Source organism: Stenotrophomonas sp. P5_B8 (assembly GCF_054049855.1).
This window is the reverse complement of sequence record NZ_JBFULO010000092.1, coordinates 1-11,599: the sequence shown is the minus strand read 5'-3', so window position 1 is coordinate 11,599 and position 11,599 is coordinate 1. Positions and strand designations below refer to the sequence as shown.

Genomic DNA, 11,599 nt, shown 5'->3' with positions numbered 1-11,599 from the left:
GCGTCGTACATGGTGTGGAACATGTTGTCGATCAGTTCCTGGAACGCCGGGGCGGTCACTTCGGCGGGTTCGAGCAGCGCAGCCTTGGTGCGCAGGCGCGGGTCGGGGAACTCGAGGATAGGCAGGATAGCCATGGCAAATACCGGTAGGGGGCGCCGGTCAAAGCGGCGTACGTCGCAATTCTATCGCCAACGCTTGCCCTGCGCCCCGGTTTCTGGACTATAGTGCGGGCACCTGTTGGGGAATCAGGCACCACACCTATGTTTGAACGTACTCGTACGGTCGTCGCCGTGGCGATGTTGACCGTCGCCACCTATGCTACCGCCGTTGAAGTGAATGGCGGGCACCCGGATACCTACGTCGTCCGCAAGGGCGATACCTTGTGGGACATTTCCGCGCGCTTCCTGAAAAAGCCGTGGTTGTGGCCGGAGATCTGGCAGGCCAATCCGCAGGTCAAGAACCCGCATCTCATCTACCCGGGCGACGTACTCAGCCTGGCCTACCTGGACCGCGTCGTGGCCCAGCCCGGCCCGCGCCAGGAAGCGCCGATCAATGCGATCCCGCTGGATCAGGTCGAACCGTTCCTGAAGCAGCTCAGCGTGGTCGATGAGATCAAGTCGCTGCCGTTCGTGGCCGGCCTGGAAGACAACCGCCTGCGCGCCACCAACGGCCAGGTTGCCTACGTGCGCGGCCTGGACGGGGCGGAAGTGGGCCAGCGCTACGCGGTGGTCCGTCCGACCGTCCGCTACGCCCTGCCCAAGCCGACCGAAGAGCTGACCGCCCGCGGTGAGGTCACGCCGGGCAGCGGCAACGTCTGGAAGAACTATTTCGTGCCCAGCAAGCGCAACCAGACGCTGGGCTACGAGCTGGCCCAGGTCAACATAGGCACGGTCACCAAGGTTGCCTCCGGCAATGTCGATGTGACCACCATCGCCCTGCAGACCCAGATCGGCGCGCGTGAAGTACGCAACGGCGATCGTCTGGTGCCGGTCGAAGCCAATCCTTACGACCTGCAGTTCTTCCCTCATGTCCCGGCGGCCCAGAGCGAAGGCCTGGACATCCGCGTGCTGGCGGTGACGGACATGTTCCTGTCCGGGGGGCCGCGTGATGTCATCGCCATCTCCGCCGGCAGCGCCAATGGCATCGACAACGGCACCGTAGTGTCGCTGTGGCGCCAGGGCCGCCACGTGGCCAACACGATGAAGTACCCCGGTTCGTCGCGGATGGACGATTCGCTGACCGACGGCGCCGGCCGGATCACCCTGCCCGACGAGTACGCCGCCCATGCGATGGTGTTCCGCACCTTCGACAAGGTCAGCTACGCGCTGGTGATGCAGGGGGTCAAGCCGGTCCAGGTCGGCTACGCGGCCAAGCACCCCGAYGCGCAGTAACGCGGCAATTCCTGACGCAACACTCCGACGGCGCCCCAGGGCGCCGTCGGCGTATGCGGCCTAGCCTGAGGGGATGAGCCCCCTTCTCACCGATGATTCCGACACCGTGCTGCGTCTGGCCCTGGCCGGCGGCAGCGTGCTTTCGCGCCGCCGCCTGCTGGAGCAGCACGGCGATGCCGGCCACGCCCTGCGCGCCGGCCCGGCTGCCTGGCGCGCGGCCGGTTGCAGCCCCGGCCAGTGCAGCCGCCTGGCGACACCCGATCCCGCCCTGTTGGCCCGCGCACAGGCATGGTTGGCCGAACCGGACCACCACCTGCTGTCCATCACCGGCGAGGACTACCCGGTGTTGCTGCGCCACCAGCCGGAGGCGCCACCGGGCCTGTTCGTGCAGGGGGACCCGGCCGCGTTGTGGCATCCCGGGGTGGCCGTGGTCGGCAGCCGCACCCCATCCCCCAGCGGCGCCGAGCTGGCCGCGGAATTTGCCGGGGCGTTGGCGCGCAGCGGTCTGTCGGTGGTCAGCGGGCTGGCTGCCGGGGTCGATGGGCGGGCCCATGACGCCGCGCTGCAGGTACCGGGCGGACTGACCGTGGCGGTGGTCGCCACCGGGCTGGACCAGACCTACCCGCCGGCCCACGCCGGGTTGCAGGCGCGGATCGCCGCGCGCGCCGCCGTGGTCAGCGAGTACCCGCCCGGGATCGCGCCGAAGGCGCATCAGTTCCCCGCACGCAACCGGCTCATTGCCGGGCTGGCGCTGGGCACGCTGGTGATCGAGGCCGCCCATCGCTCCGGTGCGCTGATCACCGCGCGGCTGGCCGCCGAGGCCGGCCGCGAGGTCTTCGCCGTGCCCGGCTCGGTGCGCAATCCGCGCGCCCGTGGCTGCCATCGGCTGATCCGTGAGGGTGCCCAGCTGGTGGAGCATCCTGACGAGGTGATCGCCGGGCTGACCGCGCTGGCCGGCAGCCTCGGCCAGGCCTTGCGAAGCCGGCTGGACGCCCCCACTGAACAGGCACGACCCACGCCGCGAGGCGCCCCTCCCTTCTCCGACCCGAACTACCAGCGCTTGTGGCAGGCACTGGATGACAACCCAACGGGTATGGATTCATTGATCCAGCGCAGCGGATTGACGACGGCCCAGCTGTCGGCCATGCTGCTGATCATGGAACTGGATGGAAAGGTGGTGGCCCATTACGGGCGCTACTGTCGAAAACCCTAGTTTCTTCACCTCCACAGCGTCGTTGACGCAGGCCGAGGGGCAATGAAAGAGAGCATTCTGGATGTCCTGCTGTACCTGTTCGAACATTATTTCAGCGAGGATCCGGACCTTGTCCGTGACCGCGACACCCTCCAGAACAGCCTGATACAGGCCGGCTTCAGCCCCACCGAAATCAAGAAAGCGTTCGACTGGCTCGATGCCCTGGCCGACCAGCGGCCTGCCGTGACCCTGGCCCGGGTCGATGGCCCCGTGCGCATCTATCACGGGCCGGAGCTGGACAAGCTTGACGTCGAAGGGCGTGGTTTCCTGATGTTCCTGGAGCAGCACGGCATCCTCGACGCCAACCAGCGCGAGCTGGTGCTGGACCGGGCGATGGCGCTGGACCAGGACGAACTGGACCTGGACGACCTCAAGTGGGTGGTGCTGATGGTGCTGTTCAACCAGCCCGGTTCCGAGGCGGCGTACGCCTGGATGGAAACCCAGATGTTCATTGACGAACCGGAACCGCTCCACTGACCGTACACTGGGCGCCTTGCGCATTCAGGAGCGTGCCGTGGGCCAGTGGTTCTATGCAGAAGGAAATCGCCAGCAGCGTGGGCCGCTGGCGTCTGACGAGCTGATCGCGCTTTACCAGTCCAGCCGCATCGCGGCCGATACGCTGGTATGGCGCGACGGCATGGCGCAGTGGCAACCGCTGCGCGAGGTCGCCGACGAGATCGGTCTGGTCCTGGTGCCGCCCCCGACCAGCGCATCCGATCCCGTCATCCCGGCCGATATCGACACCGTGAGCGTCCCTGTGGAGCCGGTGGCACCGGTGCCACCGCAGATCCCCGCGCCGGTTCCACCGGTGGCGACGCCGCCGCCGACGACCGCCCCCCTCGCCGCTGGCACGGTGCCGCCGCGCAAGGGCCTGTCCGGCTGCGCGATCGCAGGCCTGGTGGCCGGCGTGTGCGTGCTGGTGCTGGTGGGCATTGCCGGCATCCTCGCCGCGATCGCCTTGCCGGCCTATCAGGAATACACGCTGCGCGCGAAAACCACGCAGGCTGTCGCGGAACTGGCGCCGATCAAGCTGCAGATGGTCGAGTTCGTCAGCACCAACGGACGCTGCCCGGTGAATGCCGATGAAGGCTTCCAGGCGGCCGAAGACTACGCGAGCGGCGCGCTGGCGGCGGTGCATATCGGTCGCTTCGACAACAGCCATTGCGGCATCGAAGCGGCATTGTCGGTGCCCGACCAGACCAAGCTGGACGGCAAGCTGTTGTGGCTGGATTACGACCCGGACCAGCAGCACTGGACCTGCACCTCCGAAGCCGACGACAAGTACCTGCCGCTCGATTGCCGCGGCTGACACCGGACCGATGTCCATGGACGAATCAAAGGGGATTGACGCAATGACTGAGTGGTATTTCGCCGATGGCCAGGAACGCCAGGGCCCGTTGACGGCCGATGAGCTGCGCCTGCGTTTCCAGCGCGCGCAGATCAACCTGGCCACGCTGGTGTGGCGCGAAGGCTATCCGCAGTGGAAACCGTTGTCTGARGCGGTGGACGAGCTGCAGCTGCAGAACCTGTCCAGCGCGGCCGAGAACCTCGGCAGCGGCTTCGACCTGCGTGGCGATTACACCGCCATCGACAACGGCACCGCGCCGTTGCCCGGCACCGGGGGCGGTACCCATTCGCCGTACACGGCTCCGGCGGCCAGCAGCTATGCCGGCACGGCGGTGGTCAGTGGCGGTGACGTGGTCTATGCCGGCTTCTGGAAGCGCTTTGCCAGCTACTTCATCGATTCGCTGGTGGTCGGTGTGATCAACGTCCCGATCAGCCTGATCTTCAACGGGATCGGCGCGGTGTCGGGCAACGAATCGGTGGGCGTGGTGATGAGCCTGCTGGCGATGGCGGCCAGCCTGGTGGTGGGCGTTGCCTACTACGCCGGTTTCCATTCTTCGGCGGGCGGCGCGACGCTGGGCAAAATGGCCGTTGGCATCAAGGTGGTGCGGGGCAACGGCGAACGCCTCACGCTGGGCCGCGGTATCGGCCGCTACTTCGGTTTCCTGCTGAGCAGCCTGACCCTGATGATCGGTTTCATCATGGCCGCCTTCACCGAACGCAAGCAGGCCCTGCACGACATGATCTGCGACACGGTGGTGGTCGACAAATGGGCCTACACCGAGAACGAACACCTGCAGGAACCGGGCCTGGGTACCGTCACGATCGTGATCCTGGTCATTTCCGGCCTGGCCACGGTGGCCGCTATCGGGCTGGGCATCGCCATGATCGGGGTCATCGCCAGCTCGATGTCCTGAGTGGATCCTCACACCGGGCCGCTTGACACGAGCGGCCCGTCGTGATTCCTCTAATAAGAGAAAGAAGCTGAACGCCCGGCGCATACCCGGGCGTTCAGTTTATGGATATCGCCCGCTGCCCTTCACTAATGCGGCCATTTGCTCCACCCTAGCGCCCTCCCCCGGGCCGCTGCCCAAAGAAATAACTGACATGCCCAAGCACCTGCTCATCGTCGAATCGCCCGCCAAGGCCAAGACGATCAACAAATACCTCGGCAAGGACTTCACCGTCCTGGCCTCGTATGGGCATGTGCGCGACCTCGTGCCGAAGGAAGGCGCGGTCGACCCCAACAACAACTTCGCGATKCGCTACGACCTCATCGAGAAGAACGAAAAGCACGTGGATGCCATCGTCAAGGCTGCCAAGACCGCCGACGACATCTTCCTGGCAACCGATCCGGATCGCGAGGGTGAAGCGATCAGCTGGCACATCGCCGAGATCCTGAAGGAACGCGGGCTGGTCAAGGACAAGCCGATGCAGCGGGTGGTCTTCACCGAGATCACCCCGCGTGCCATCAAGGAAGCGATGGGCCATCCGCGCGAGATCGCCGGCGACCTGGTCGATGCCCAGCAGGCGCGTCGCGCGCTGGACTACCTGGTCGGCTTCAATCTCTCCCCGGTGCTGTGGCGCAAGGTGCAGCGCGGCCTGTCCGCCGGCCGCGTGCAGAGCCCGGCGCTGCGCATGATCGTCGAGCGCGAGGAAGAGATCGAAGCCTTCATCGCCCGCGAGTACTGGAGCATCGATGCCGCCTGCGCGCATCCGTCGCAGCCCTTCAATGCGCGCCTGATCAAGCTGGACGGGCAGAAGTTCGAACAGTTCACCGTGACCGACGGCGACACCGCCGAAGCGGCACGCCTGCGCATCCAGCAGGCGGCGCAGGGCGCCCTGCACGTCACCGACGTGGCCAGCAAGGAGCGCAAGCGTCGCCCGGCCCCGCCGTTCACCACTTCCACGCTGCAGCAGGAAGCCTCGCGCAAGCTCGGCTTCACCACCCGCAAGACCATGCAGGTGGCGCAGAAGCTGTACGAAGGCGTGGCCATCGGCGAAGAAGAAGGCACGGTCGGCCTGATCTCGTACATGCGTACCGACTCGGTCAACCTGTCCCAGGACGCGCTGGCCGAGATCCGCGACGTGATCGCCCGCGATTACGGCATCGCCTCGCTGCCCGACCAGCCCAACACCTACCAGACCAAATCCAAGAACGCCCAGGAAGCGCATGAAGCCGTGCGTCCGACCTCGGCGTTGCGCACCCCGGCACAGGTCGCCCGCTTCCTCACCGACGACGAGCGCAAGCTGTACGAGCTGATCTGGAAGCGTGCGGTGGCCTGCCAGATGATCCCGGCCACGCTCAACACCGTCAGCGTGGATCTGTCGGCCGGCAGCGAGCACGTGTTCCGCGCCAGCGGCACCACCGTGGTGGTGCCCGGCTTCCTGGCCGTGTACGAAGAAGGCAAGGACACCAAGAGCGCCGAGGACGACGACGAAGGCCGCAAGCTGCCGGCGATGAAGCCCGGCGACCGCGTGCCGCTCGATCGCATCGTGGCCGACCAGCACTTCACCCAGCCGCCGCCGCGCTTCACCGAAGCGGCGCTGGTCAAGGCGCTGGAAGAATATGGGATTGGCCGTCCGTCGACGTATGCCTCGATCATCCAGACGCTGCTGTTCCGCAAGTACGTGGAAATGGAAGGCCGCAGCTTCCGCCCGTCCGACGTCGGCCGAGCGGTGTCCAAGTTCCTGTCCAGCCACTTCACCCAGTACGTGGACTACGACTTCACCGCCAAGCTCGAAGACGAACTCGATGCCGTCTCGCGTGGCGAGGAAGACTGGATTCCGTTGATGGCCCGCTTCTGGGACCCGTTCAACAAGCTGGTGGTGGAAAAGAACGAATCGGTCGACCGTGCCGAGGCCAGTGGCGCGCGCGAGCTCGGCACCGACCCCAAGACCGGCAAGCCGGTCAGCGTCCGGCTGGGCCGCTTCGGGCCGTACGCGGCCATCGGCAGCACCGCCGAGGACGCCGAGGACAAGCCCAAGTTCGCCTCGTTGCGTCCGGGCCAGTCGATGCACACCATTGCCCTGGAAGACGCGCTGGAGCTGTTCCTGATGCCGCGCGCGCTGGGCCAGGACAAGGATGAGGATGTCAGCGTCGGCATCGGCCGCTTCGGCCCGTTCGCCAAGCGTGGCAGCACCTACGCCTCGCTGAAGAAGGAAGATGACCCCTACACCATTGACCTGGCCCGGGCGGTCTTCCTGATCGAAGAAAAGGAAGAGATCGCGCGCAACCGGATCATCAAGGAATTCGAGGGCAGCGAGATCCAGGTGCTGAACGGTCGGTTCGGTCCGTACATCAGCGACGGCAAGATGAACGGCAAGATCCCCAAGGATCGCGAGCCGGCGTCGCTGACCCTGGCCGACGTGCAGCAGCTGATGGAAGAAACCGGCAAGCCGGTGCGCAAGGGCTTCGGCAAGAAGGCCACCAAGAAGGTCGCCGCCAAGAAGGCCCCGGCCAAGAAGGCGGCGGGCGAGACGGTGAAGAAGGCGGCGGTCAAGAAGACGGCCACCAAGAAAACCGCGGTAAAGAAGGCAGCCAAGAAGACCCCGGCGAAGAAGGTCGCCAAGAAAGCGGTGAAAAAAGCAGTCAAGAAAGCCGCTTCCTGAGCCGGCTTTCGCCGCGCTGCGTCTATCCCCCTGTGCCGTAGCGGGGGGATAATCCCGGCATGAACGTACTCACCCTGGATACCGCCCTGCCTGCGCTGCGCGCCGGTGGGGTGATCGCCTATCCCACCGAAGCAGTCTGGGGCCTGGGCTGCGACCCCGGCAACGAGCCGGCGGTGATGAAGCTGCTGCGGATCAAACAGCGTCCCGTCGAGAAAGGCATGATCCTGGTGGCGGCCGAGCTGGCCCAGCTTGAGGGCTGGGTGCGTCTGCAGGCGCTGCCCGCATCGCGCCAGGCCGCCGTGCTGGCCAGTTGGCCCGGCGCGCACACCTGGATCCTGCCGGCGGGCCCGCGCGCGCCGCGCTGGATCACCGGGGAGCACAGCGGGATTGCGGTGCGGATCAGCGCCCATCCGCGGGTGGCCGCGCTGTGCCGCGCCTGGGGCGGCCCGCTGGTGTCCACCAGCGCCAACCTGGCCGGTCGCCCACCGGCACGCACCCGCGCCGAGCTGGACCCGGCGTTGCTGCCCCTGCTGGATGGACTGATCGACGGCGACACCGGCGGGCTGGCCCAGCCGACCCCGATCCGCGACGCGCTCAGCGGCGACATCCTGCGCAGCTGAGCCCGGGTTTTGCGTGCGTGCCGGCAAAGCCGCACACTGTGGCCATGCACCGACTGACCGCCCTGAGCCTGTCCCTGCTGCTATGCGCCGGCAGCCTGCCACTGGCCGCGCAGGATGCCGCCAACGTTCGCGTGTACCGCTGCGTGGGTAGCAACGGCGCGGTGGCGCTGCAGGATGCGCCCTGCCGCGATGGCCGCCAGGAAGTGCGCGACATGCAGCGCCCGCGTGATCCCGCCCCGCGCGTGGTGCGCAGCGACCGCGATCCGGATCAGGCGCCCACGCCCGCTGCCCCCCAGCGCGAAGTGCGCTATGTGCACGTGCAACCGCCGCAGCCCCTGTACGAATGCGTGCGCGATGACGGCGGCCGTTACACCAGCGACAGCGACGAGGGCAATCCGCGCTGGGTGCCGGTGTGGACCAGCGTGTACGCCCCTTATGGGCCCGGTTACCGCCCTCCCGGCGGCGGCCGGCCACCGCCGCGGCCGCAGCCATTGCCGCCGATCGCGCCGATGGGCGCGGGGTCGGTGCAGTCCAGCGGCGGTGCGCTGACCGTCTCCGGCGGCGGCCGCCACGGCGGGGGCAGCATCCGCATTGGCGGCGGCAGTACGCAGTGGGAAGGGGAACGCCAGGGCTACCCGGGCACCTACACCGACACGGTGATCCCGACCGGCAACGTGCTGGTGCGCGATCAGTGCACGCCATTGCCGCAGCAGGACGTCTGTTCGCGCCTCAAGGACCGCCGCTGGGAGCTGGTGCGCCAGTACAACAGCGCGTTGCAGGGTGAGCGCGATGCGCTCAGTCGCGAGCAACGCAGCGTTGATGCGCGGTTGGACCGCGACTGCCGCTAACGCGTGTTTCAATGTGCAGGCGCATTTGGCGCTGTCGACGACACGCACGAACCCACGCCGATGCATGTAGCTTCCGCTCCCACCCTGTGCGCGTCGCGCTCGACTCGCCCCGCGCTGCCCACCCGCGCGCTGCTGCTGGCCGCCCTGCTGTGTGCGTCTGCCGCCGCGCGGGCCGATGACGTGGTGCTGTTCCGCTGCACCGACGCCGACGGCGCGCTGACCGTGCAGAACAAGCCCTGCCCGGCGGGCAGCTCGCAGCGCATCGAGCGCTTCGTGGCGCCCGCGTCGCGCCAACCGCCGGGGACCGCCGAAACTGCCGGCACTGCCGCGCCAGCGGCCATCGCGCCTGTGGTCGATGCAACCGCCATGGCCGACATGCTCCAGCACGCCCCACTGCCGATCCTGCAGGGCGACGTGCAGACGTCGGTGGAAGCCGAAGGCAACGCCATCCTGGACAGTGACGTGGTCCGCCGCCAGGCGCAACAGGAGGCGGCGGCCGCGAAGGACGCCGCAGCGGTGGCCAAGGCGCCGCTGCCGGAGATCTACCAGTGCCAGGGCAGCGACGGCAACCGTTACCTGCACGAGCGCGAGCCGGCACCGCCGCACTGCGTGCTGATGACCGTCACCGGCCTGGGCGGCAACACGCCCGTCAATGCGGCCGGGTGCGAAGTGATCCGCGATCAGTGCGAAGCCGTCGCCGACGCGCAGCGGTGCAGCAGCTGGCAGCAGCGCTTCCGCGATGCACGTGGCAGCGAGCGTTTCGCCGCCCCGGAGAACAAGGCCAGGGCCATCGCCGAGCGCGAGCGGTTGCAGGCGATCCTCGCCGACAGCGATTGCGCCGTGCCGTAGCCCCAGCCGTTGCCCGGCCTCAGAACCCGTAACGCAGGAAACCGCCGTCCACCGCGATGCACTCACCGGTGACATAGCTCGACGCCGGCAGGCACAGGAACCCGACCGCCGCAGCCACTTCCTCGGGCTCGCCGATGCGGCGCATCGGGGTGCGGTCGATCACTTCTTCGTAGTAATCCGGGTCGGACAGCGGACCGGAGGTGCGCCGGGTGCGGATGTACCACGGCGCCACCGCGTTGACCCGGATGCCGTCTTCGGCCCATTCCACCGCCAGGTTGCGCGTCATCTGGTGCATCGCCGCCTTGGTCATGCCATACACCGCGCCGCTGCGCACGTGGGTGAGCCCGGACACGCTGCCGACATTGACGATCGCCGAGGCCGCATGCCGGGCCAGCAACGGGTGTGCGTACCGCGACAGTTCGAACGCCGAGAACAGGTTGGTCTCGAAGATCCCGCGCCATTCGTCTTCGGTGTATTCGGTGGCCGGCTTGGTGATGTTGCCGCCGGCGTTGTTGATCAGCAGGTGCAGGCCATCGCTGTGGTCTTCGACCCAGTCCAGAATCTCGCGGCGGTCTTCGTCATCTGAGACGTCGGCGGCCAGGCCATGGATCTCGCGATCGGGAAAGGTGTCGACCAGTTCATCGCGTGCCATTTCGAGCGCGTCGGCATCGCGGCCGACGATCAGCACGTCGGCACCGAAGCCCAGCAGTTCCCGCGCAATGGCCAGGCCGATGCCGGCACTGGCGCCGGTGATCAATGCGGTCTGTCCGTCCAGTCGCCAACGTTGCGCGCTCACATGTGTCTCCTGCGTCGGGGCACTGCCCCCTGCTGCCGGCGCGTTGCACCGTGCAACGCGTCCGGCGCAAGGATAGCGCAGCACTCGCGCACCGTCGGCGCACCCGCCATCACACTTGGCCTGCGCGACGGTGCGACACTGCCCTCCCCGGCCCATCGCGAGGCGCGTGCCATGAACATCCGTACTCTCCTGCCGTTGATTGCGCTGCTGGCCGCAACCGGCTGCAACCGACCAGTGCCAGCGCCGGCACCGGACACGCCGCCGGCGCCGCAGGCCACCGCGCTGCGCGATGCGATGCAGCAGCCACTCGACAAGGCCAAGGCCGCGCGCGACATGCTGGAAAAGGCGCCGGACCCCCGTGCCGCCGATGACGCAGGAAACGACGCAGCCAAAACACCCTGACCAATGCGGCAACGCCACCCCATGGGGTGGCGGCACGCGGTAGAGCCAAGAAAAAGCCCGGCATTCGCCGGGCTTTTTCATCTCGCGTTGCAACCGGTCAGAACCCGCAGAAGCAATACGCCAACGCCTTCACCGGGGCGCTGCCGCGCGGATCGCGGGCGGCGTCTTCGACGAAGCGCAGCTGGGTATCCAGCTCCGGCATCGAACGGGCCAGCATCAGCCGCGCCATGCCCGACTCGCCCAGCATCCACGCACCGGCGTGGCTGCCGGCGAAGCCGCTCATGAACTGCGCGAACGGGGTGGCGCCCTTCTCGATGTAGCGCACGCGGACCTTGTCCACGCCGCCCAGCTTGGCGCGCTTGGCGGCGTCGGCAACCGCCGCCTTGAGCCCGCCGAATTCGTCGACCAGGCCACGTTCCTTGGCCTGCGCACCGCTCCACACGCGACCGCGGGCGACTTCATCGACCGCCTCGACCGGCTTGTTG

General features: G+C 67.6%; 13 protein-coding genes. 10 read left to right on the top strand and 3 right to left on the bottom strand.

The window, feature by feature from the left end; all coding sequences use genetic code 11:
* A partial coding sequence (locus tag ACXJKH_RS07540) for a peptide deformylase (protein ID WP_457318961.1) occupies window positions 1–134 on the bottom strand: 134 nt, incomplete at its 3' end.
* Window positions 135–260: 126 nt separating this feature from the next.
* Between ACXJKH_RS07540 and ACXJKH_RS07535 the strand changes: the two genes are divergently transcribed.
* The 9 genes from ACXJKH_RS07535 (at window position 261) to ACXJKH_RS07495 (ending at window position 9,916) form a co-directional block, all read left to right on the top strand.
* A complete protein-coding gene (locus ACXJKH_RS07535) occupies window positions 261–1,391 on the top strand; it encodes a LysM peptidoglycan-binding domain-containing protein (protein WP_457318960.1) in 1,131 nt (376 codons plus the stop codon).
* 73 nt (window positions 1,392–1,464) lie between these two features.
* Window positions 1,465–2,604 (top strand): DNA-processing protein DprA, encoded by a 1,140-nt coding sequence (gene dprA / locus ACXJKH_RS07530; protein ID WP_457318959.1) that lies wholly within the window; start codon window positions 1,465–1,467, stop codon window positions 2,602–2,604.
* Window positions 2,605–2,646: 42 nt separating this feature from the next.
* A complete protein-coding gene (locus tag ACXJKH_RS07525; RefSeq protein WP_256775937.1) occupies window positions 2,647–3,120 on the top strand; it encodes a DUF494 family protein in 474 nt (157 codons plus the stop codon).
* Between the two features lie 37 nt (window positions 3,121–3,157).
* Window positions 3,158–3,952 carry a GYF domain-containing protein gene (locus tag ACXJKH_RS07520; protein WP_256775938.1) on the top strand — a complete coding sequence of 265 codons (795 nt, stop codon included), beginning with the start codon at window positions 3,158–3,160 and terminating at the stop codon, window positions 3,950–3,952.
* 43 nt (window positions 3,953–3,995) lie between these two features.
* The gene (locus tag ACXJKH_RS07515) at window positions 3,996–4,904 is read left to right on the top strand and encodes an RDD family protein (protein WP_256775939.1); all 909 of its coding nucleotides are present in this window, start codon (window positions 3,996–3,998) and stop codon (window positions 4,902–4,904) included.
* A 190-nt stretch (window positions 4,905–5,094) separates the two neighbouring features.
* Window positions 5,095–7,599, top strand: coding sequence for a DNA topoisomerase I (locus ACXJKH_RS07510; RefSeq protein ID WP_457318958.1), 2,505 nt, complete (start codon window positions 5,095–5,097; stop codon window positions 7,597–7,599).
* A gap of 59 nt (window positions 7,600–7,658) precedes the next feature.
* Window positions 7,659–8,219, top strand: a complete 561-nt coding sequence (locus ACXJKH_RS07505; RefSeq protein WP_256775941.1) for a Sua5/YciO/YrdC/YwlC family protein — start codon at window positions 7,659–7,661, stop codon at window positions 8,217–8,219.
* 44 nt (window positions 8,220–8,263) lie between these two features.
* Window positions 8,264–9,067 (top strand): DUF4124 domain-containing protein, encoded by an 804-nt coding sequence (locus tag ACXJKH_RS07500; RefSeq protein ID WP_457318957.1) that lies wholly within the window; start codon window positions 8,264–8,266, stop codon window positions 9,065–9,067.
* A 60-nt stretch (window positions 9,068–9,127) separates the two neighbouring features.
* On the top strand, window positions 9,128–9,916 hold the full coding sequence (locus ACXJKH_RS07495) for a hypothetical protein (protein ID WP_457318956.1): 789 nt from the start codon (window positions 9,128–9,130) through the stop codon (window positions 9,914–9,916).
* Window positions 9,917–9,935: 19 nt separating this feature from the next.
* Here ACXJKH_RS07495 and ACXJKH_RS07490 read toward each other — a convergent pair whose 3' ends face one another.
* Window positions 9,936–10,712 (bottom strand): SDR family oxidoreductase, encoded by a 777-nt coding sequence (locus ACXJKH_RS07490; protein ID WP_256775944.1) that lies wholly within the window; start codon window positions 10,710–10,712, stop codon window positions 9,936–9,938.
* A gap of 171 nt (window positions 10,713–10,883) precedes the next feature.
* On the opposite strand from ACXJKH_RS07490, the gene ACXJKH_RS07485 reads away from it, so the two are divergent.
* Complete coding sequence (locus ACXJKH_RS07485) at window positions 10,884–11,114, top strand: hypothetical protein (RefSeq protein WP_457318955.1); 231 nt, start codon at window positions 10,884–10,886, stop codon at window positions 11,112–11,114.
* 97 nt (window positions 11,115–11,211) lie between these two features.
* On the opposite strand, the gene ACXJKH_RS07480 is transcribed toward ACXJKH_RS07485, so the two are convergent.
* Window positions 11,212–11,599, bottom strand: a 388-nt coding sequence (locus ACXJKH_RS07480; RefSeq protein ID WP_457318954.1) for a S49 family peptidase, incomplete at its 5' end; no start/stop codon positions are given.